At 41.6% G+C, this 20,984-nt stretch carries 20 protein-coding genes; 8 read left to right on the top strand and 12 right to left on the bottom strand.

The features are described 5' to 3' along the window. Positions 1–44: 44 nt before the first annotated feature. The 5 genes from SJY38_RS01205 to SJY38_RS01185 all read right to left on the bottom strand — a co-directional run bounded on the left by SJY38_RS01205 (position 45) and on the right by SJY38_RS01185 (position 5,476). On the bottom strand, positions 45–464 hold the full coding sequence (locus SJY38_RS01205) for a group 1 truncated hemoglobin (protein WP_377109150.1): 420 nt from the start codon (positions 462–464) through the stop codon (positions 45–47). Then, the gene (locus tag SJY38_RS01200; RefSeq protein WP_004589073.1) at positions 464–1,297 is read right to left on the bottom strand and encodes a DUF3034 family protein; all 834 of its coding nucleotides are present in this window, start codon (positions 1,295–1,297) and stop codon (positions 464–466) included. Before SJY38_RS01200 ends, SJY38_RS01205 begins: the two co-directional genes overlap by 1 nt. Further along, positions 1,284–3,599, bottom strand: coding sequence for an EAL domain-containing protein (locus SJY38_RS01195; RefSeq protein WP_377109149.1), 2,316 nt, complete (start codon positions 3,597–3,599; stop codon positions 1,284–1,286). The genes SJY38_RS01200 and SJY38_RS01195 overlap by 14 nt, the downstream gene beginning before the upstream one ends. Then, entirely contained in the window at positions 3,592–4,251 is a 660-nt protein-coding gene (locus SJY38_RS01190; protein WP_029773271.1) for a methylamine utilization protein, read from the bottom strand. The genes SJY38_RS01195 and SJY38_RS01190 overlap by 8 nt, the downstream gene beginning before the upstream one ends. Positions 4,252–4,372: 121 nt before the next feature. Then, positions 4,373–5,476 (bottom strand): phosphoribosylaminoimidazolesuccinocarboxamide synthase, encoded by a 1,104-nt coding sequence (locus SJY38_RS01185; RefSeq protein ID WP_377109147.1) that lies wholly within the window; start codon positions 5,474–5,476, stop codon positions 4,373–4,375. Between the two features lie 376 nt (positions 5,477–5,852). Between SJY38_RS01185 and SJY38_RS01180 the strand changes: the two genes are divergently transcribed. Genes SJY38_RS01180 through SJY38_RS01165 form a run of 4 tightly spaced genes read left to right on the top strand, consistent with a single transcriptional unit; the run spans position 5,853 to position 9,520 of the window. Next, positions 5,853–6,923 (top strand): CDP-glycerol glycerophosphotransferase family protein, encoded by a 1,071-nt coding sequence (locus tag SJY38_RS01180; RefSeq protein ID WP_173644036.1) that lies wholly within the window; start codon positions 5,853–5,855, stop codon positions 6,921–6,923. 11 nt (positions 6,924–6,934) lie between these two features. Continuing rightward, positions 6,935–7,633, top strand: coding sequence for an ABC transporter ATP-binding protein (locus tag SJY38_RS01175; RefSeq protein ID WP_377109146.1), 699 nt, complete (start codon positions 6,935–6,937; stop codon positions 7,631–7,633). Continuing rightward, positions 7,630–9,006 (top strand): ABC transporter permease, encoded by a 1,377-nt coding sequence (locus SJY38_RS01170; protein ID WP_377109145.1) that lies wholly within the window; start codon positions 7,630–7,632, stop codon positions 9,004–9,006. Before SJY38_RS01175 ends, SJY38_RS01170 begins: the two co-directional genes overlap by 4 nt. A 13-nt stretch (positions 9,007–9,019) precedes the next feature. Beyond that, positions 9,020–9,520 carry a DUF3299 domain-containing protein gene (locus tag SJY38_RS01165; protein WP_004589066.1) on the top strand — a complete coding sequence of 167 codons (501 nt, stop codon included), beginning with the start codon at positions 9,020–9,022 and terminating at the stop codon, positions 9,518–9,520. Positions 9,521–9,525: 5 nt separating this feature from the next. Here the strand turns inward: SJY38_RS01165 and mutM are convergent, their stop codons facing one another. Further along, positions 9,526–10,335: a bifunctional DNA-formamidopyrimidine glycosylase/DNA-(apurinic or apyrimidinic site) lyase gene (gene mutM, locus SJY38_RS01160; protein ID WP_273588624.1), complete on the bottom strand. Its 810-nt coding sequence runs from the start codon at positions 10,333–10,335 to the stop codon at positions 9,526–9,528. Continuing rightward, a complete protein-coding gene (locus SJY38_RS01155; RefSeq protein WP_377109142.1) occupies positions 10,335–10,850 on the bottom strand; it encodes a hypothetical protein in 516 nt (171 codons plus the stop codon). Before SJY38_RS01155 ends, mutM begins: the two co-directional genes overlap by 1 nt. 118 nt (positions 10,851–10,968) lie before the next feature. Here SJY38_RS01155 and SJY38_RS01150 point away from each other — a divergent pair, with 118 nt between their 5' ends. Continuing rightward, positions 10,969–11,895 (top strand): manganese-dependent inorganic pyrophosphatase, encoded by a 927-nt coding sequence (locus SJY38_RS01150; protein WP_004589063.1) that lies wholly within the window; start codon positions 10,969–10,971, stop codon positions 11,893–11,895. 215 nt (positions 11,896–12,110) lie between these two features. Here SJY38_RS01150 and rpmG read toward each other — a convergent pair whose 3' ends face one another. From rpmG to radC, 3 genes are all read right to left on the bottom strand, one after another. After that, positions 12,111–12,266: a 50S ribosomal protein L33 gene (rpmG, locus tag SJY38_RS01145; protein ID WP_004587947.1), complete on the bottom strand. Its 156-nt coding sequence runs from the start codon at positions 12,264–12,266 to the stop codon at positions 12,111–12,113. Positions 12,267–12,277: 11 nt separating this feature from the next. Next, positions 12,278–12,514 (bottom strand): 50S ribosomal protein L28, encoded by a 237-nt coding sequence (rpmB, locus tag SJY38_RS01140; RefSeq protein WP_004587946.1) that lies wholly within the window; start codon positions 12,512–12,514, stop codon positions 12,278–12,280. A gap of 270 nt (positions 12,515–12,784) precedes the next feature. Next, a complete protein-coding gene (gene radC, locus SJY38_RS01135; RefSeq protein ID WP_024033348.1) occupies positions 12,785–13,459 on the bottom strand; it encodes a DNA repair protein RadC in 675 nt (224 codons plus the stop codon). 144 nt (positions 13,460–13,603) lie between these two features. Between radC and coaBC the strand changes: the two genes are divergently transcribed. The 3 genes from coaBC (at position 13,604) to SJY38_RS01120 (ending at position 18,400) form a co-directional block, all read left to right on the top strand. Continuing rightward, complete coding sequence (coaBC, locus tag SJY38_RS01130) at positions 13,604–14,797, top strand: bifunctional phosphopantothenoylcysteine decarboxylase/phosphopantothenate--cysteine ligase CoaBC (RefSeq protein WP_377109141.1); 1,194 nt, start codon at positions 13,604–13,606, stop codon at positions 14,795–14,797. Positions 14,798–14,894: 97 nt separating this feature from the next. Continuing rightward, on the top strand, positions 14,895–15,482 hold the full coding sequence (gene slmA / locus SJY38_RS01125) for a nucleoid occlusion factor SlmA (protein ID WP_004587943.1): 588 nt from the start codon (positions 14,895–14,897) through the stop codon (positions 15,480–15,482). A gap of 158 nt (positions 15,483–15,640) precedes the next feature. Then, positions 15,641–18,400 carry a prolyl oligopeptidase family serine peptidase gene (locus SJY38_RS01120; RefSeq protein ID WP_377109140.1) on the top strand — a complete coding sequence of 920 codons (2,760 nt, stop codon included), beginning with the start codon at positions 15,641–15,643 and terminating at the stop codon, positions 18,398–18,400. Between the two features lie 105 nt (positions 18,401–18,505). On the opposite strand, the gene SJY38_RS01115 is transcribed toward SJY38_RS01120, so the two are convergent. Further along, positions 18,506–19,663 carry an ROK family transcriptional regulator gene (locus SJY38_RS01115; protein WP_377109138.1) on the bottom strand — a complete coding sequence of 386 codons (1,158 nt, stop codon included), beginning with the start codon at positions 19,661–19,663 and terminating at the stop codon, positions 18,506–18,508. A gap of 73 nt (positions 19,664–19,736) precedes the next feature. Next, positions 19,737–20,978: a glycerate kinase gene (locus tag SJY38_RS01110; protein WP_377109137.1), complete on the bottom strand. Its 1,242-nt coding sequence runs from the start codon at positions 20,976–20,978 to the stop codon at positions 19,737–19,739. Between the last annotated feature and the right edge of the window lie 6 nt (positions 20,979–20,984).

The following is a 20,984-nucleotide window of genomic DNA, read 5'->3' as shown; positions in this document are numbered from 1 at the left end:
AAAGTAAGGTTCACTGCTACGAGTAAATAATTTACAGATGTTACCTAAATTCTTATTATTTTACTACGCAGCGGTGCCATCCTAGATAGGATCTCATTTTGTATGCTATGGCTAATATTTTGCTCTTCCATCGCATTTACAAGTAAGTCCACCACATGGTTAAAATCTTTCTCAGTTATGTGCATCCCAGTATGAATATCTACCATAGAGTCACCTTTATACTTGCATGGGCCATCAACTAGCATACACATATGCATAATAAAGCCTTCTCTAAAGTGGCTTATGTCGCTGTGTTCAAAATAATGCAGCACTTGTTCATCATTACCTATTTGGTAAATAAAACTGTCTACAATACGCGTAAGCCCCGCACGGCCATCAAGCTGTTGATAAAGCGATAAATTTGTTGAGCTTGCGCACCCTGGCAGGGCACTTAAACACAACCATAAAATGACAACGTTTTTCATTACCAATACCCTGTTACTGATAAGTACCACCCTGTTTGATCGCTCGCACCTGCAATGCTACCTAAATCTAAGTATGCAGCGGTGACACTCACGTGCTTGTTTGGCATCCAAGCAACAAATAAATCTTTCCAGTCTTGTTCACCCAAATTAAGGTTATTAGACTTTTGCCTATACTCTATACCTACGGCAACACTTCGGCTCAAAAACACAGCGGTGCTGCCTTCAAATAAAATTTTTGCATCATCATTTGCCCCACCATAACCAAGCAAACCGAGTTGATTAGCCTCACTGTAGCGAGTTGTGACGTTCCAAAACCAGTTAAGCCCCCCTACAGCGCCTAAGTGGAGTTTACTAGCTGCGAGGTAGTAATCAGTGCCACTAGTATCTTTTGCTCCTACTAGGGTCGCAACAGCGCCATCATCAAGAGATTTATGCTGTATACCCACACTCAATTGCGGCCAGTCACTGTAAACTATGTCGCCGTATAAACGAATTTTAGCGCCCGTGATAGATTGCTCTATTTCGGTATCAAGTGCAGGCACGTCAAAACGTTGTTGAGCGTAGCTAAGTTCTACACGATTAAATAGGTTAACTTGTGCTCCACATACATCTAAAGTGTAGTCTGTTACATCTGCACGGCTACAAAAGCCATTCACAGAGAACTCGTCTTCGCTGGCGTAACCTGCAAGTTGTGCCCAAGGCACAATACCGCCGCCCCCGCTGCCTTCTATTTGTGAAACCCCGGGGGTCGCTAATAATTTACCATCACTTGCTAAACCAGAAAAACTCGAGCTAAGTAATAACCCAAGTAATAAACACTTAACTTTTTTCATAATATTCCTTTAGCCACTGTTCTAATAACTCTGCTTTTAAAGGCCTACTTAGGTAGTAACCCTGAGCATGGTCACAATGCATAAGTTTAAGTAAGTCTAACGAATCCCTGTTTTCAACGCCTTCTGCAACAACGCTAAAGCCTAATTGATGCCCTAAGGTAATCGACGACTGCACTATGTATTGATCCTTGCGCGACTCATCTAACTTTAAAATAAAGCACTTATCTAACTTTAGCTCATCAATAGGCAGCATTTTTAATCTCCCCAGTGATGTTTGCCCTACGCCATAATCATCCAATGAAATTTTTACACCGATGGCTTTTAAGTTTTGTAATGCTTTTATGCCTTTTTCTTCATTTTCAATCATGTCGCGCTCAGTTAATTCAACAGTGATGAGGGTTGGATCAACATTGTATTTTTTTAGAGTACGCACTAACGCTGAATGAAAACTCGGTGAGGCAATATCTTGTGCTGATACATTAATTGCTGCCTGCATTTCAATCCCTTTAGCCTGCCAATCAGCCACCTGAGAAACCACCGTGTTAACAACCCATGATGTAAGCTCAACAATAAGCCCCGATTGCTCGGCTAAATCAATAAACAGCTCTGGGTTTACCCAGCAGCCATCTTTACGTTGCCAGCGGATCAGTGATTCGACTTTATTTATTTTTTGTGTGTGTAAATGCAGTTTAGGCTGATAGGTCATAAATAATTGCCCATCATCATCGCTAATGGCTTGTTTAAGCTCATCTAACATTTTAAGACGATCTAAGTGCGCTTCGTCTTCACCATTTTGGTAATAATGAATACTGTCTTGGCTATCTGTTGCATTGTCTACGGCAATAAGTACGCGGCGCATTAAATCGTCGCTGGCAAGACCTTGCATGGGATACTCGACAACCCCAGCGCTAAATCGTAAGTTAATTTTTAACGTTTTAATGGTATAACACGCTAATAGCTGTGCCATTAAACCAACAATACCGCTTTTTTTCTCTCTGGCAGCGGCACTTGGAAACACAGTTAAAAACTCATCGCCACCAATACGCGCATGAAAGCCGCCAAGTTCGTCCGAAAAGCCACTAATTCGATTGGCAACCGCTTTTAAACATTCATCGCCTACGCGTGGGCCTAGCTTATCGTTTATATGCCGTAAACCTTTTATATCAATAGCAACTAGGGTGTATTGTGTAGAGGGAGTCAGCTCATCATCGAGTACTTCAAGCATAGCCGAGCGGTTATAAAAGCCTGTAAGCGAATCATGACGTGCCTGAAAACTAATTTTTTGTTCACGCTCGTTAATATCGTTACCCATGTTATCAAAGGCGTTAGCAAGGGTTGCTATTTCGGTACTTTGTTTAGATGCATTAAATTCAAATGCGTAATTACCTTGTGCAAACTGCCTAGCAATAACTGCAAGCTGAGAGAGTGGAGTTGTTAAGTTATTTGCCAGTAAACTACTGGTAATAACCCCCACCAGCATCGTTAAAATGGCCATAATAATTAGCGTAAACAATAAGTTTTCAAAATCGTTATAGCTTTGCGTTAAATCAGCACTGAGCAAAATTGTTACCGCATCCCCTTGTAGGGAGGGCAACATAATATCTTGGTTTTTATATACAGGATAATCACCAAACAAACGCGTTGTTGTGGTGGTGTTAAAGTAGTTTTTAGGTGAAAAAAACTCTGGGCGATTAAGCAACGAGCTTCTTACGAGGTTGTCCTGCTCAGCAATAAAGCTGACATCCATTCCTGTTAGGTTTTTAAGTTCTAGGGCGACTTCGTCATCAATTTTAAAACCCACTAAGCTGTATGCAACGGTTCTAGGCGCCCTTACAGGTAGTAAAATAACTTGATATAACTGATTATTAAGAACAACAAAGCTCGATTGCTCTGGCGAAGTTAATAACTCATCCAGTAACGGCTTTAAATTTTGAGGGTACAAATCTGCATTAGTATTGGCTGAAATTAATTTACCTGATAAATCAATCAGTAGCATAAGCTCTGCATCAATACGCTGGCTGTGGTTAAACAACACACTACTTATGGTGCCTGCATCGCGAGTGGCAACCGCTTGCTTAAAGCCAAAGTCGGCAGTGAGTACTTTAGCAGCAGTAAGCAGTAGGCTTTCTTTTGCGCTCAGATATTGCTTATATACATTTTGCGCTACGCTAATATCTTGATTTACTTTTTCTTCTTGAAATTTACTTGTAGACCACCAAAAGCTAACAATGCTCACCATAGTGGTCAGTAACACTAAGCCTACACATAAAACAATAATGCGGTTTTTTAAACTGTTAGTCATTACCGCCCTTAAACTTACTACCAAAAGTATTTCGCGGTGCTGGGGTGGAGGTATTAACCTTAATTAGTAACTCATTGTTATTGTTTATTGTTATCATTTTTTTATTTTCCAACGGTGCAGTTTGTAGCGCATGCCACACACTCAGCGTAGTCGGTAACGGCGTTATGTCTAAGGATAACTTACCCGTATTATTCGTTTTATAAACGTGTTCACTATTGGCTACATAAATATAGCCAACCATAGAGTCATGAATATTACAGCCTAGTACAACAACACCTTGTTGATCAAAAATTACAGGCTCTTTAGGTTGGCCTGAATAGAGTTTTAGCTGAAAGGGCTTAGCCTGAGAAAAAGAGTAAACATGATGGCGAATATTATCGCTGTTAGGAAAGTTAACCTGCTGGCCTTTTTGTACCACCAGTAAATCAGGCAAAAACGCTTTATGTACTTGGTCCATTACCGCAACGGGTAACGTAGTGCGCTCTGACTTTGTCGCCTTATAAAGCTCAACGACTGCATCTTTTAGTGGCTGACCATGCTGGTCTTGAATTACTAAATCAATATTTGCACCCAGTACGCCTTGGCTAAAAAATAAAGTAGCGGCGAGTAAATAACCTCTTTTATTAAAAACTTGCTGCACTTGCCTAAACATATCAATACCTAAAAGTTAATCTTAGGTTAAGTTAATTAGAGACCAGCACTAATTGCAAGGAATATAGCCCAGTAACTAAAAATAAAGACTGGGCTTTGTTTATTTTAACACTTTAGTTGTACTATTTTACAATAAGGTCGTAATCAGTATCTAAAATATTAATTACTTCTTGGCGAGGATCTTCTGGAATTACAATCTCTTTGCCAATGATTTTACTGGCAATACCTACATAAGTGTTAGACACCTCAAGCATGACCGATTCTGGTAAAATAAAGTCTTTAGCAAGCTGCTCACGCTCATCCATGCGGTCTTTATTTAACAGCACGTCACTTTCTGGCACAGTAGAAATTAATAACTGGCGGAACCCTTCTTTAGAGTTTTCGATTATTTTACCATCGCGGTAAGCCGCGCCATCCCATATGCGCGAAGAGTCTGGGGTGCCTACTTCATCAATATAAATAAGCTGTTGGTTACCGTCTAAATCCTCTACATAACCAAACTCAAATTTTGTATCTACAAATATTTGATCAAGCTTTGCCAGCTCTTCACTAATTAGCTTAAAGCCCTCAACCAATAGCTTTTCGTATTTAGTCACATCCTCTGCCGATTTAAAATTAAATACATCTAAATTATCAGTGATATTAGCGCGCGTAATATTCACATCATCAACAGGTGGAATATCAGCCACGCCTTCGATAATACCTTTTGTAGAAGGGGTTATTAGTACATTTTCAAGCTTTTGGTTTGCTCTTAAGCTCTCAGGTAAATCTATGCCACAAAAGTTGCGAACCCCTTTACTGTAATCACGCCACATGCTGCCGGTTATATATTGGCGCGCAATCGCTTCTACTTTTACGGTGCTTGCTTTGCGCACAATCCATACATAAGGATGTGGAATATCAACAATGTGGTTACCCGCAAGGCCAGCTTTATCAAATAACTTAAACCAATGAGATGCAACAGAGTTAAGCGCAATACCTTTTCCCGGCACGCCGTTTAAGCCATTTTCGCCTTGCCAAATACAATCAAAAGCAGAAATACGGTCTGAAATAACCATAATTGCCAGCTCAGTTCCTTGCGGAACTTTATAGTTTTTTTCTTTAATGAGGCGTGCGCTGTCTTCATCTGTTAGCCAATAAACCGAACGAACTTTACCGCTGTGTACGGCACCTTTAGTGCGAATGGGTAAGTCATCGTTTACGTCTAAAACTTTATAGCTAGTCATGCTATCTCCGGGGTTAGGGATGCTCATAGAGCAAAGTATGGTATGGGGTTATAAGCGCTATATAATAAATCAGCCTACCCTAAAGCTCAATCAGCACTGAAAACTAAATAACCTGAATCTGGTTAAGTGACTTACTAGGGCGTGTTGTAATATGCTGATATTTAAATTTACTTTCTCTAGCCAAAGATTTTCAATGAAAGCAAGGCGAATTTACGCGTCAATAGCTGGCCTATTGCAAGTAAACTCAACGCAGTTAGCGCTGAAAATAGCTGCTAGAAATAGGTTTATTACCCAGAGCTCAGGTTAAATAACCACGCAATATTTATATGGCTGTAATAATGCGGTAAACTTAGCGTGCTAACTAGAGGAGTAACGCTTGGACTACCTAACTGCGACCGCAAATAAAAAATACCTAATGTATATTTCGCAAAATTATTCATACGCTATTTTAAGGCCGCTTCAGGCGCAAATTTTAGCCCATGGTGGAGAAGTTCGGTGGTTTTTAGCGGGTAATGAAGTAAACCCCGACTTTTTAGATGATGATGAGCAGCAACTTCACTCTATAAAAGATGTACATACTTGGAAACCCGACGCAACTTTCGCCCCAGCTAACCTAATACCTACATTCATCCCTGGGATAAAAGTAGCTGTATTTCATGGTTTTGATGCTCATAAAAGAGATACAAATGGTGAAAAAGGGCATTTTGCAATCAGAGGATGCTTTGACCTGTATTGTACGCAAGGTCCAAATACCACCAGGCGGTTTGCAAAATCAGCCATAAAGCATGGCCACTTCAAAGTAGCTGAAACTGGCTGGCCAACTCTAGATCCCTTATTTACAGCACAAGCTGACAACCCATATGCAAGCAATGATGCACGCCCGACATTACTTATTTGTTCCACTTTTTCACATAGGCTCACACTTGCACCTAGGCTTTATGAGCAAATTAAGCACTTTAGTAAGCAAGGGAAATGGCGAATATTGGTGCAATTTCATCCTAAAATGCCACAGGAGTGGGTAGATAAATACAAAGCCTTAAGTAATGAAAACTTAACTTTTGTAGAAACCGACAATGTACTGCCTTTACTTAAAGCTGCAGATGTTATGCTGTGCGACACCTCTTCTGTCTTGCAAATGTTCTTATTACAAAATAAACCGGTAGTAACGTATAGAACGAGGCAGCCTTTCCCGCATTTATTAGATGTTACGCAAGCTTCAGAAGTAGAAAAAAATATTGATTACGCCCTTACATACCCACAGGAGCTAATGGCAGCAATTAGCAACTACTCTAAAGAGCTTCATCCTTATACCGATGGGCAATCTAGCCTGCGTGTACTTAATGCGACAAATGAATTTTTGCATAGCGATAATAAATTGAAACCTAAACCTCTAAACCTTATTAGGCAATTTAAAATGAGAAAAATGTTAAATTATTGGGGTTGGTAACACCACACTGTATGATTGAGCTCGATAATGTAACCTTTAAATGGCATAAAAGTGATGCCAAGCCTACGCTAAATATCCCAACCCTTAGAATTGATAAAGGCGAGCATATTTTTTTACATGGTCCCAGCGGCGCCGGTAAATCAACCCTGCTTGCGCTACTGGCAGGTATAAACACACCAAGTAGTGGCAACATACGTATTTTAAATCGTGATTTAAATACACTTAGCAATACGCAAAGAGATGTATTTAGAGCGGAGAATATTGGCTATATTTTTCAAAACTTTAATTTATTACCGTATTTAACACCCATTGAGAATGTCACGCTTGGCTGTGAATTTTCAAAAAGCAGAAAACAAAAAGCATTACAGCAAACAACAGAGCCCAAGCCAAGCTTACAAAAAGAAGCGATACGCTTATTAACAGCATTAGGCTTAAGTGAGTCTTATCATAGTAAAGATGTTGCCTCGCTCAGTATTGGTCAGCAACAACGGGTTGCCGCCGCTCGCGCATTTATTGGCAGCCCAGAGCTTATAATTGCTGATGAGCCTACCTCGGCACTCGATACCGCAAATAGAGAAAGCTTTATAAAGCTGTTATTCGAACAGGCTAAGCGCGCCAACAGTACGTTAGTTTTTGTAAGCCATGACGAAACATTAAAACCGCTATTTAATCGTGCAATTAGCCTAGTTAGCTTGCAGGAGCAGTTATGATCCTGACTAAGTTAGCTTATAAAAGTTTGCTAAATCGCCGAGCAAGTGTACTGCTCACATTGTTTACCATTGCTATTAGCGTGATGCTTTTACTAAGTATTGAGCGAATTCGCGTGGATGCAAAAACCAGTTTTAGTAATACCATCTCTGGGACAGACCTAATTGTAGGTGCCCGCACCGGCGATATTCAATTACTGCTTTCCTCTGTATTTAGAATAGGTTACGCAAATAATGGGGTAAGCTGGCAAAGTTATCAGTACATCGCAGCTCAACGTGGTGTTAAATGGAGCATTCCTATTAGTTTAGGCGACAGCCACAAAGGCCAAACTGTACTAGGTACAAGCCGTGATTACTTTACCCACTATCGCTTTGGTAAAAAACAAACGTTAAGTTTTCAACAAGGCCACGCGTTTGAGCATTTAAACCAGGTGGTACTTGGCAGCGATGTAGCGAGCCGTTTAGGGTATACACTAGGTGATAACGTAGTAATCTCACACGGGATGGGTAATACGAGCTTTCATCATCATAAAGACAACCCGTTTACTGTTATCGGTATTTTAAACGCCACTGGCACGCCAGTAGATAAAACCTTACACATACCTCTAGCAGCTATTGATTTAATACATGGTGGTTCACACTCTGCGAATGATGAGCACGATGAGCACGATGAGCACGATGAGCACGATGAGCACGATGAGCACGATGAGCACGATGAGCACGATGAGCACGATGAGCACGATGAGCACGATGAGCACGATGAGCACGATGAGCACGATGAGCACGATGAGCACGATGAGCATAACAACCTAATCGGTGAGCCAAGTCAAATTACTGCGTTTTTAATGGGCTTCGACTCGCCTTTATACACATTGCAAATTAGGCGTAATATCAACCAATACAAAAAAGAGCCACTTCTGGCCATTATGCCCACAGTTACTCTAAAAGAGCTGTGGCAAATGCTCGCCATTGTCGAAAAAGTACTCTTACTGTTTTCAGGCGTTGTTATATTAGTCAGTTTATTGGGTATGTTGACCACACTACTGGCCAATTTAAATCAACGCCGAAGAGAACTTGCTATATTGCGCTCAGTCGGCGCACGGCCATGGCAGCTATTTACACTAATAAGCATGGAATCGTTATTTACAACATTATTAGGCTGCCTAGTTGGCTGTGGTTTGTATTGTGGCGTTATGCTTATCAGTAGCAGCTATTTGCAAAGCCATGCAGGCATAAGCGTTAATATTGCCATGCTCTCTTACTATGAACTCACTTTAATAGGCGTTATTATGGCCGCTGGGTTTATAATTGGCTTAATACCAGCTACCCGCGCTTACTTTTATTCGCTTAGCGATGGTATGAGTATAAAAACTTAACTTTAGGAATTTCATGATACTTTTTAAATCCGCGCTTTATTACTGCACGCTAGTAAGCTGCCTACTTATTAGCTTTGTCAGTAGTGCAAACCCGCCGAAAGAAATTTTTTGGGAAGACTTAATCCCGCAAGGGCATGTACAAATAGATACCCAAGCACAGGCTAACCACGAAGGCAGTGAGCAAAACTGGGTGCAACCAGAGCTAGATGCTCCTGTGGTTGAAGCATTAAATGGCCAATCAGTGAGCTTACCGGGGTTTGTTGTCCCACTTGAGGGCGACAGTGAAGTTATTACTGAGTTTTTGCTTGTGCCATACTTTGGCGCGTGTATTCACGTACCGCCCCCGCCGCCAAATCAAATCGTTCATGTAACAGTAAAAGGCGGCGTACCCATAGAGAGCCTGTATGATGCGATTGTAGTTACCGGCGTTATCAGTACCGAAACCTGGTCTGGTGAAATAGCCCAAGTGGGCTATAAGATGAAAGCCGTCGGTGTGGCACCGTTTGAGCTATAACACGGCTATTTTTGGCAGTGCTTACAAAACACCGTACTGCGCTGCCCTAGCCTAATTTCTTCAAGTGGCGTTTTACACGTTACGCACGGCTCCCCTTTTCGCCCGTACACTAACAACTGCTGTGCAAAATAACCTGGTTTGCCATCACTTTGGGCAAAGTCTTTAAGGGTTGTACCGCCTTGTGTTATTGCCGCTGCTAGAGTGTCTTTAATAATAGGGATCAGGGTTTGATATCGCTTTAGCGATACTTTGCCTGCTTCGCGTCTTGGGTGTATTCCCGCCTTAAATAACGACTCATTGGCATAAATATTACCTACGCCCACTACCACCGCGTTATCCATGATAAATTGCTTCACGGGGACTTTTTTATTTCGCGACTGCTCGTATACACGCTTTGCAAAAAAATCATCCGTAAGCGGCTCAGGGCCAAGTTTTGAAAGTAACTTATGAACATCCCCCGGTGCTTGCCATAAACAGCAACCAAACCGGCGTGGGTCGTTTAATCGCAGTGCCTTGTCATTACTAAGAACAAACTCAACATGATCATGCTTTTTAAGCGGCTCGCGTTTATCCACAACGCGCAAATTACCCGACATTCCCAAATGTAAAATAGCACTCCCTAATTCGCAGTGCAGCAATAAATACTTTGCACGGCGCTCAATTCGCTCTACCCTCTGCCCTTCTAACTGATAAACATCATCAGGCACAGGCCATCGCATGCTGGCATTATAAATATTTACCTTCGTCACCACCTGGTTTTCTACATGCGGGGTGATCCCCAGTCTACTTACTTCTACCTCTGGTAATTCAGGCATTAATGCAACTCACTTTTTGAAAAATCAACACTTGGAAATAACTGCTTTGCAGTCGCTAAATCAAGCCCCATCAGGCGCTGGCTATTTTTTTCCAACAAATAATACTTACCGTTACCTTTGTACAGTAAATAAACCCAAGGTAAGCGCTCACCAGCCAACTCAAAGGTGGCCACGTACAATGGTGAGTTTGGATTAAATACAACAGACTCATTTACCTGCATCAACGCAGCCGTTTGCCAATGGTTAATTAGCTCAGCTAATTGCTGCTGTGACGCATCCCACCTCACTGGCGTATTTTCTTTTAATGCGGTTGTACGCCAACTTGTACCAATACGTTCAATTTTCTGATCAACAAAGCTCAGTGTTAGCACAAAACTTTGTAATGGCAGTACCGGTTGTAATGTAGGCTCGTCTTCGCCCCCTAAAAACTGTTTATGCCAGCCATTTAAAAAGAAGATCATAATCAACATCGAAAAAATAATAACGTTGTTCCAACCTTTGCGGCCCAGTCGCATATTTATACACCCAGTAAATTCAAGATTTTAAAGTGTAACTAAAACTTAATTGCACTGTCTATATGTTAAAGGCCACAGACTTTGGTAGAATATCGGCAAATTTAAAGGAGTTCCGTCAATGTCTATGTATGTAGTGGGCCATAAAATCCCAGATTCAGATTCTATTTGTGGTGCAATTGCACTTGCTTATTTAAAAAACCAAATCGATGAGCCAGCAATTCCAACACGCCTTGGTGAAGTGTCACCAGAAACTCAATTTATCCTAGATAAATTTGGCTTCGAAGCACCTGAGCTTAAATTAAGCTACGCTGGCGAAGATGTATATATTGTTGACCACACAGAAAAAACACAAGCACCTGATGATATCGACCAAGCACGTGTTGTTGGCGTAGTCGATCACCATAAACTAGGCGATTTAACGTCATCTACACCGCTTGAGTGTTGGATCCGTCCGGTAGGCTGTTCAAATACCATTATTAAAATGATGTATGACTTCTACAACGTAGAAATCCCTAAAGATATTGCTGGCATCATGCTATGTGCAATTTTAAGCGATACCGTTATTTTTAAATCGCCAACCTGTACAACGGCTGATATTAAATGTGTAGAAGCACTAGCAGAAATTGCCGGCATTGAAGACTTTAAAGAACTAGGCATGGACATGTTCCGTGTTAAGTCAGCTGTTGAAGACACCCCTGTACGTGACTTAGTAATGCGTGACTTCAAAGACTTCAACATGAACGGTCACCTAGTGGGCATTGGCCAGCTAGAGGTTATTGACCTTGCAGTGTTTGACGAAATTAAAGCAGACTTAGAAGCCGATATTGCTAAGCTAAAAATTGAAGGCAACCGCCACTCAGTATTTTTACTGCTTACCGACATCATGAAAGAAGGCTCACAAATGCTGATCGCTTCAGATGATGCAAACCTTGTAGAGCAAGCTTACGGTGAAAAGCCGAGCGAAGATAAAGTATGGCTAGATGGCGTATTAAGCCGTAAAAAGCAAGTAGTACCACCACTACAAGACGTGTTTGCCAAGCTGTAAGCTGTAAGCTGTAAGCTGTAAGCTGTAAGCTGTAAGCTGTAAGCTGTAAGCTGTAAAAATAATGACCTTGTGGGTTTTACCTGCAAGGTTTTTTTATGCCTAAATTATATCTGTTGATTTAATAAAATATTTTAGGGGCTGTTTAATATTGATAAGTGCTAAAAACAAAAAACCCAGCATAAGCTGGGTTTTTACAATTCTGAAAGAAAACTAAATTACTTGATTTTAGCTTCTTTGAAAATCACATGTTTACGAGCCTTAGGATCGAACTTTTTGATTTCCATCTTTTCAGGCATGTTACGCTTGTTTTTGTCGGTAGTGTAGAAAAAACCAGTACCAGCAGTTGAAACTAAACGGATTTTATCGCGCATGATTCAGTTCCTTAAACTTTTTCGCCGCGAGCACGGATATCTGTAAGTACCGCGTCGATGCCTTTTTTATCGATAATACGCATACCTTTAGTAGTAGTGCGTAGTGTTACAAAACGTTTTTCACTTTCAACCCAAAAACGGTGTGTTTGTAGGTTAGGTAGGAAACGACGTCTAGTCGCGTTTCTCGCGTGTGAACGGTGATTACCAACCGTTGGACGCTTACCTGTAACTTGACATACTTTAGACATGTCTATATATCTCCAATAACTTCGCTCGAGCTTAATTTAACCTAAGGCCATGTATTTGTGCCCTAGATAAATCGAAGGGCGCTCTTTATACAGCTTTTACAGGCAAAGATCAAATACTGATCTATCCAACCAGCTCATATGTAAATTTGATAGCGGCTAATTATAAAGATCGAATGCCCTTAGGGAAAGTAAAAACTGCATTTAAATTAAACTAATTTGCTAAAACCGTCCAAACCGCTCATTTTTAACACACTTATTCATCAAGCAACCTTAAATCAAGCCTCGCTGTGCAAAAGAAACACACGTTTCTCCTCCTACAATGATGTGATCAAGCACATTTATGTCTACTAATTGCAGTGCTTGTTGTAATTTATTAGTGATAAGTTTATCTGCTTGGCTTGGTTCAGCAATCCCGCTTGGGTGATTGTGTGCCAAAATAATGGCCGCAGCATTATTTTTTAAGGCCGCTTTTAGAACTTCTCTGGGGTAAACGCTGGCTGAGTTTATCGTGCCATAAAACAAAATTTCGTCTTTTACTAAACGGTTTTGGCTATCGAGATAAAGCACCATAAACACTTCTTGCTGTAGCCCACGCATTTGCAGCGTTAAATATTCATACACCGCATTTGGCGAATTAAACACCGCATCGCGCTGGCAACGCTCCTGCATGTAACGCTGGCTCAGCTCAAGCACCGCTTGCAATTGCACATATTTTGCCATCCCTAACCCTTTTTGTGCGCAAAACTCATCTTGGCTGGCGTTAAATAAATTATGCAATGTTTTGTTTTCGTTAAGCAGGTGCTGTGCAAGCTCAATCACATTCATACCGGGTAAGCCCGTACGCAAAAATATCGCTAATAACTCAGCATCGGTCAATGCTTTAGGGCCTTTTGCAATGAGTTTTTCGCGTGGGCGAAGTGAGTTAGGTAACGATGTTAATTGCATTATTCATCCTTGATGATTAAAAAACAGTCTTATAACTGTAATGCAATTTTTAAAATTAGCCTGATTATTTAATCCTAAAAACTTAGCTCAAAGCACAAAGATTTGTTATTTTAGCCTGCATATACACTCAAGCAAAAAACACTCATGACTAACTTAACAAACAGAAAAATCGTACTTGGCATCACCGGCGGCATTGCGGCCTATAAATGTGCCGAGCTCGTTAGGCGCTTAAAAGAGGCAGGTTGCGAAGTAAAAGTAGTTATGAGCGAGTCAGCTAAACATTTTATAACCCCATTAACCATGCAAGCGGTGAGTAGTGAAATGGTGTCTGATTCATTACTTGACCCCTCAGCAGAGGCTGCAATGGGCCACATAGAATTTGCCAAATGGGCTGATTTAATTTTAGTCGCGCCTGCAACGAGTAATACCATTGCCAAAATGGCCGCAGGCATAGCCGATGATTTACTTACCACACTATTACTGGCAACCCCTGCTAAAGTGGCAATAGCCCCAGCAATGAACCAGCAAATGTATGCACACCCTGCAACACAAGCAAATTTAGCCACTTTAAAAGCACGTGACGTACTTATTTGGGGCCCAGGCAAAGGCGAGCAAGCCTGTGGCGATGTAGGAGCTGGGCGCATGCTAGAGCCGCATGAGCTTGTGGCTTTGTGCACTGCTACAGAGCAGCCGCAATTATTAGCAGGTAAAACCATTACAATTACGGCAGGGCCAACCCGCGAGCCGCTTGACCCTGTACGTTTTATCTCTAATCACAGCTCAGGAAAAATGGGCTTTTCCCTGGCTGAGGCCGCTTTAAAGCTTGGTGCTCATGTCAATTTAATTTCAGGGCCTGTCACTATCAAAGCCCCTGTTGGCGTTAATTTAATAAACATTGAAAGCGCTGAGCAGCTATTAAATGAGTCATTAACCTATGCCCCACTCTCTGATGCTTTTATTGGCTGTGCAGCCGTAGCCGATTATAGAGCGGCGAATGTAGCGACTCAAAAAATGAAAAAACAAGGCGATGAGCTTACCCTCACCCTTGTTAAAAACCCCGATGTAATAGCCGCCGTGGCAAACTTAACGCAAAACCGCCCTTACACTGTGGGTTTTGCTGCTGAAACGCAAAATGTGGAGAGCTATGCAAAGGGTAAACTTAAAAATAAAAATCTCGATATGATCTGCGCTAACGATGTATCGCAAAGTGGTTTAGGGTTTAATTCCGATCACAATGCTTTAACACTTTACTGGCAAAATGAGCAGTTAGCACTGGCGGTAAATAGTAAAACACGCATTGCTCTTGAGGTAATTAAACAACTTGCCAAGCAACTATAAAGTGCTGGAAACAAACTGAATAAAACATTAACATAAGCCACTCATTTGAACAAAAAATGATTAGCAGCTAAAAATAACAAATAAAAAAGGAAGGTTCATGCCTGCGACAAAAAGAAGTAATCGCAAAGAGCAAATACTGCAAGCCCTCGCGCAAATGTTAGAAACCAGCCCAGGACAACGGATTACAACTGCAAAGCTTGCTGCTGAAGTGGGCGTGTCTGAAGCTGCGCTTTACCGTCACTTTCCAAGTAAAGCACGTATGTTTGAAGGCCTAATAGAGTTTATCGAAGACACGCTTTTATCGCGCATTAACCTTATTTTAGAAAACGAAAAAGAAAGCCAAACACGCGTTTATAATATTTTGTTGTTGCTACTAACGTTTGCAGAAAAAAACCCAGGTATTACACGCATACTTACCGGCGACGCCCTACAAGGCGAGCAAGAGCGTTTACGCGAACGTGTACAAGGGCTATTTGAAAAGCTAGAAACGCAATTTAAACAAGTACTGCGCGAGCGAAAACTTCGTGAAGGTAAAACCTTTCAAAGCGATGAACTAACCCTTGCTAACTTTTTACTAGCCTATGTTGAAGGTAAAATGAACCAGTTTGTGCGCAGCGACTTTAAAGTAAAACCAAGTTCGCAATTTGAAAAACAATGGCCAGAACTACAAAAAATTTGGTTATAACCTTACTTTATTATTTTACCGTTAGCGCTAGTTAATCGCGCTAACGCTTACCCTTTCGTCCCTTTTCTTATACCGCTTATCTGATCCGCTCGAAATATAAACCAAACTCGCTACAATACTTATTACATTAAAAGTACTGTGAAAAACGAGAATCAATAATGAAAACAACGCTCACCTTTTTAAGCTCAGCACTGCTTGCAAGCTTAGCGAGCCCGGCTGCTTGGGCTCAAAAGCCTTTAGAATTTAAAGACGTATTCGATTTTAAGTACGCAAAAAACACCCAACTTTCAGATGATGGTAAAATCCTCAGCTTTAGCGCTAAACCCTACCGTGGCAATGCAAATGGGCAAGTTTATGACTTAACAACAAATACCCTTATTAGCACCGTGGAGCGCGGCACCAAGCCCGTTATTAACAAAGCGGCTAATTGGGTGGCATTTACACAAGTACCCACCCTGCTTGAGCAAGAGACCAGCGAGAAAAAGTCATCACTTAAAAACAACCTCATTTTAGTCAATACCCAAACCGGCGAAAAACAGCAATTTGCTGACGTAAAAGACTATGTTTTAGGTAACAATGGCCAGTGGCTTGCTTATCGAGTTGATAAAAAAGCAGAAAAAGACACACCTGCTGAAGATAACAGCGAAGAAAAAAGCGCTATCACACCAGATAAAAAAGATAAAAGCTTTGAGCTAGTAATAATAAACTTAAAAAACAGCACCACCCACAGCTTAAATAATGTATTTAGTTATGCGCTAAGCCCAAGTGGCGCTCAGCTACTTGCCAGCCAAAGCTTTAGCGATGGCAACAACAATCAGCTTGTACTGCTTGAGCTTAATAATAACTTTGCGCAAAGCGTATTAATTGATGAGCCAGGCGTGGTTGCACAATCAATTAGTTGGCACCCTGATAAAGAAATAGCCGCATTTAACCTCGGTAACTACGTAAACGATGATGAGCGTCGCAGGCAATACTCTCTAAAGCTTTGGCAAAATAACACCCTTAGCACTATCGACTCCCCTAATAAAGAATGGGTTATAGGTAAAACAGCATCGATTAGCTGGTCTGAAAATGGCGAGCGCTTATATTTTGAAAACCACCCCAAACTGGCCGCTAAAATAAAAGCAAAAGAGTACACCGACGAAGCATCACTGTACGACTTTGACACGATTCGTGAACATAAAGCGCTAAACGTGTGGCACAACAACGATGCCCAAATAAAACCACGAGAAGAACAACAGTGGAACAAGGTTAATAAAAACCGCCATTACAGCGCTGTTTTTCATTTAAAAAGCCAAAAAGCAGTACAACTAAGCAATGAAAAAGTCAGCGATTTAGCGCTTAATACAAACCGTAACCAAAGTGTATTAGGCTATTCTAACCAAGCCCACCTAGAAAAAATTATGTACGGTGGCTTTTTTGCCGACTACTACAGCATAAACATTAATACCGGTGAGCAAACTCCCATTATTAAAAACTCACCGTTTACACCAAGCCTTGCACCTAATGGGCGCTACGCAGCCTACTTTGCACAAAGCCAAGTACAACTTAAAGATTTAAAAACCAACAAAGTTACCGCTCTTAGCAAAGCTATTAATGCCACGTTTGCCGATGACAAACACGACTATCCATCACCGCAACCTGGCTATGGGTTTGCCGGTTGGTTAAATAACAGCAGCCAAGTATTGGTTTATAGCAAATACGATATTTGGGCGTTTGATGTCAACACTCAACGCGCTGAGCGTTTAACTAATGGTAAACCAAGCAATACGCAATATCGCGTTATTAAGCTTGATAAAAACCACGTAGGCTTTGCCCAAAACGATACATTGCTTGTATCAGCCGTTAACTTACAATCAAAGCAACGTGAAGTAGCCAAGCTTGATTTAGCCTCACAAACGGTTACTAATGTACTGAGTGGCAAAAAACGTATTGATGTAGTTAAAAAGGCAAAACATGCCGATAAATACCTCTTTACCGAGCAAACTTATCATCAGTTTCCTGATTACTACCAAAGCGACTTTAGCTTTACAGCACCTAAAAAAGTCACCAACTTAAATCCACAAATGGCGGATTTTGCCTGGGGCGAAAAGCCAGAGCTAATTAGCTACAAAGGCTTTGATGGCGAAGACCTACAAGGGGTATTAATTAAACCTGCAGGCTACAAAAAAGGCGATAAAGTGCCCGTTGTTGTGTATTTTTACCGCTACATGAGCCAGCGCATGTATGACTTTCCTAAAATGGAGCTAAATCATCGTCCTAACTTCCCTATGTTTACCTCAAATGGTTATGCAATCTTTTTACCTGATATTCGCTTTGAAATAGGCCACCCGGGTAAATCGTCAACGCAAACCATGATAAACGCTACCCAAAAATTAATAGATTTAGGTATAGCCGACCCAGATAAAATAGGCCTACAAGGGCATTCATGGGCAGGTTATCAAAGTGCGTTTATGATCACCCAAACAGATATGTTTAAAGCGGTTGTATCGGGCGCGCCGGTATCAAACATGACCAGTGCATACAGCGGCATACGTTTAAAGTCGGGTCTTGCGCGTCAATTTCAGTACGAAACAGGGCAAAGCCGCATAGGTAAAAATTTATTTGAAGCACCCGAGCTATACATCGAAAACTCACCAGTGTTTTTTGCCGATAAAGTAAATACCCCTATTTTAATTATGTTTGGGGATAAAGACGACGCAGTGCCTTGGCACGAAGGCGTGCAATATTACTTAGCCCTGCGCCGTGCGGGTAAAGACGCCACCTTTTTACAATACGAAGGTGAACCACATCATTTGAAAAAGTTTCCTAATCAGGTCGATTTTTCAGTGCGTATGATGCAGTACTTTGACCATTACTTAAAAGGCAAGCCAGCCGCTAAGTGGATGACAGAAGGTGAACCGTTCGTTGAAGAGTAAAACCCATTCGCAATAACACTTAGTTAAGAATTTGGTTTAAATACTAAAAAGCCGATATTGTATAAATCAATATCGGCTTTTTGTTTTAAAATTTCTATTATTAAGCTACAAACACAGCTCTCTAAATGGCAAAGTGGCTGCACCAATGGAGACCGGAAAATTATTAATGTTTGAGACCACCAGCTTGGGCATTGGGCGTTTAGCACCGCGTCTAAATTGTGCGTAAACCTCAGTACGCGCTATTACTTTTTCGGCCAGCTCTTTAGGTATATGGCCGCCAATAATAATCGCTTCTGCATCTAATAGCGCCGAGCAACAGGTTGCTACTAAATCAAACGAATCTTGAACTTTAAATAGCCACTCTTCAACGCCTGGCCATTCGGGGTCAAAGTTATCGTGAAGGTCATAAATTGAATCAACTGCTACACCATTTTTTTTCAAAATGCGCTTTAGTAACTCTAAATTGGGATGAGCGTATAACTTTGGCGGTAACATATCGCCAAGCTCGCCAGCATTACCGTAAGTACCACGCAATACATCGCCGTTATTTACGATTCCGCCTCCAAATGCCGCCGAGACAAACATATAAACAAAGTTTTTATACTCGCGGCCTATACCTGCAACTCCTTCGCCAGCGGCGGCGCCTGTGGCGTCATTCACCACCCACGTAGGGAGTTGAAAATGCTTAGAGACAATATCGATAATATCAACCTGCGACCACTCCTCTAGCATATGGTGGGTATTCATTTTCCCGTCCATAGAACTAAAAAAGCCCGATATACCCACGCCCATTCCCAGCACTTTTTCGCTCGCAATGTTATGCTTTGCGCTTATATCGTCCACCAGCTTTTGCGCACTTTTAAGTACGTTATTAATACTCATGTCTGACATAAGCTGCATATGGGTGTAAATAACTTTGCCGGTAAAATCCATGACCGCTACAGAAATAGCATCAAGCAAAATAGCTAAGCCAAAGGTAAAGCCGTATTCGGGGTTAAGCGCAATACCAAACCCAGGCTTACCCTTTTTATTAGGGATAAGCGTATCGGTTTGCATTATTACGCCATGCTGAGTTAACGATTTAAGTAAACGCGAGACAGTTTGCTGCGGAATTCGGGTGGCGCTCACAATATGGCTTTGTGTTACGCATTGCTCCCAAAACACCACTTTAATAATATCACGTTCAATGTCTTGAAAAAGTTTGTCGCCTTTTCCAAGCTCAAATCCTGAGCGTAATAAGTTACTGTTATTTAGCGAAAACATAGCTATTAACCCTAATAAAATTGGAGCACAAGGTTACGTTAAACCACTTTAAAGAACAAGTAGGCGAGCGCGCCTACTCAATCACTATCACTCTAAAATCGTTAACGTTAGTATTGGTTGGTCCAGTAATAATTAAATCATCAATGGCTTTAAAAAACTGATGGCTATTATGGCCTTCTAACTGAGCGTGTAAGTTTTCGCCAGCATCAAGTGCGCGCGCAATCGTGCTGCTATCTATATACGCACCGGCAACGTCTTTACTGCCATCTACACCATCGGTATCACAGGCTATGGCATAAATGCCCGCCTCGGCGTTAAGCGCCTCTGCCAATGCCATTAAGTACTCTTGATTAGGGCCGCCATCACCATAAACATCGGCTACTGTTACTGTAAGCTCACCACCAGAGAACAACATAACGCGCTTACCTTGCGCTTTTTGCTCAAGGGCAATTTTAGCATGTGCGCGGGCAACCTCTTTTGCCTCACCTTGAATGTCGTACCCAAGTACTTGCGTATCCCAGCCTTGGTGCTGCGCTACATCAATAGCACTGTCAATCGCGAGCTGGGCATTAGCCACAATAAAGTGTTTGCCTTGGGTATCAGCCGCGCGTGGTTGCTCAGGCTTTAATAAATGCGCTTCAATTTCGTTAATAACCGGCCAGTTGTACTTTTGTAAAATAGCCAGCGCATCGGCTTTAGTGCTGTTATCGCTAATTGTGGGGCCTGATGCAATATCACTTGGCTTATCCCCTACTACATCCGAAATAATCAGCGTGACATAATCCGACTTAGCCGCTTGTGCTAACTTACCGCCTTTAACAAGCGAGAGCTGTTTGCGCACAACGTTAATTTCATCAACGCTTGCACCACTTTTAAGTAAAAACTGATTAAGCGCCTGCTTTTGCTCAAACGGCACATCATCTACCGGCAAACACATAAGCGACGAGCCGCCACCCGATATAATAAACAAAATAGGAATATCGACCGGATTATTTTTTACAAGCGCCAATAACTCTTTACCTGCTGCTAAGCTGTTATCATCTGGCGTTGGGTGATTAGCACTAAGCACTTTAATGCGCCCAGTATCGCCGGCACTTTCGTAACCGTAACGTGTCACTACCGCACCAAAGCATTTATCACCATAAAAACGGTTAACCTCTGCAGCCATTTCGGCGGCGGCCTTACCGGCGCCCACCACGCATAAGCCATTACTGGCATCTATATTTTCCAAGTACTTGCTCATACACGCACTGGGTTTACAGGCATTTACCGCCGTGGTAAATAAATCGATTAAAAATGACTTTTTAGAATCCATGGGTTA

The organism is Pseudoalteromonas sp. R86517 (assembly GCF_042466295.1).
GTDB classification, from domain to species: domain Bacteria; phylum Pseudomonadota; class Gammaproteobacteria; order Enterobacterales; family Alteromonadaceae; genus Pseudoalteromonas; species Pseudoalteromonas atlantica.
This window is presented reverse-complemented; position numbering and strand designations above follow the sequence as displayed.

Coding starts and splice junctions, on each gene's coding strand:
- SJY38_RS01190 (WP_029773271.1), bottom strand. CDS start 4,251: ATGTTTAGGCAAGTGCAGCAAGTTTTTAATAAAAGAGGTTATTTACTC.
- SJY38_RS01110 (WP_377109137.1), bottom strand. CDS start 20,978: ATGGATTCTAAAAAGTCATTTTTAATCGATTTATTTACCACGGCGGTA.
- SJY38_RS01155 (WP_377109142.1), bottom strand. CDS start 10,850: ATGCGACTGGGCCGCAAAGGTTGGAACAACGTTATTATTTTTTCGATG.
- radC (WP_024033348.1), bottom strand. CDS start 13,459: ATGCAATTAACATCGTTACCTAACTCACTTCGCCCACGCGAAAAACTC.
- rpmG (WP_004587947.1), bottom strand. CDS start 12,266: ATGCGCGATAAAATCCGTTTAGTTTCAACTGCTGGTACTGGTTTTTTC.
- SJY38_RS01150 (WP_004589063.1), top strand. CDS start 10,969: ATGTCTATGTATGTAGTGGGCCATAAAATCCCAGATTCAGATTCTATT.
- mutM (WP_273588624.1), bottom strand. CDS start 10,335: ATGCCTGAATTACCAGAGGTAGAAGTAAGTAGACTGGGGATCACCCCG.
- SJY38_RS01205 (WP_377109150.1), bottom strand. CDS start 464: ATGAAAAACGTTGTCATTTTATGGTTGTGTTTAAGTGCCCTGCCAGGG.
- SJY38_RS01115 (WP_377109138.1), bottom strand. CDS start 19,663: ATGTTTTCGCTAAATAACAGTAACTTATTACGCTCAGGATTTGAGCTT.
- coaBC (WP_377109141.1), top strand. CDS start 13,604: ATGACTAACTTAACAAACAGAAAAATCGTACTTGGCATCACCGGCGGC.
- SJY38_RS01170 (WP_377109145.1), top strand. CDS start 7,630: ATGATCCTGACTAAGTTAGCTTATAAAAGTTTGCTAAATCGCCGAGCA.
- SJY38_RS01195 (WP_377109149.1), bottom strand. CDS start 3,599: ATGACTAACAGTTTAAAAAACCGCATTATTGTTTTATGTGTAGGCTTA.
- SJY38_RS01185 (WP_377109147.1), bottom strand. CDS start 5,476: ATGACTAGCTATAAAGTTTTAGACGTAAACGATGACTTACCCATTCGC.
- slmA (WP_004587943.1), top strand. CDS start 14,895: ATGCCTGCGACAAAAAGAAGTAATCGCAAAGAGCAAATACTGCAAGCC.
- rpmB (WP_004587946.1), bottom strand. CDS start 12,514: ATGTCTAAAGTATGTCAAGTTACAGGTAAGCGTCCAACGGTTGGTAAT.
- SJY38_RS01120 (WP_377109140.1), top strand. CDS start 15,641: ATGAAAACAACGCTCACCTTTTTAAGCTCAGCACTGCTTGCAAGCTTA.
- SJY38_RS01165 (WP_004589066.1), top strand. CDS start 9,020: ATGATACTTTTTAAATCCGCGCTTTATTACTGCACGCTAGTAAGCTGC.
- SJY38_RS01200 (WP_004589073.1), bottom strand. CDS start 1,297: ATGAAAAAAGTTAAGTGTTTATTACTTGGGTTATTACTTAGCTCGAGT.
- SJY38_RS01175 (WP_377109146.1), top strand. CDS start 6,935: ATGATTGAGCTCGATAATGTAACCTTTAAATGGCATAAAAGTGATGCC.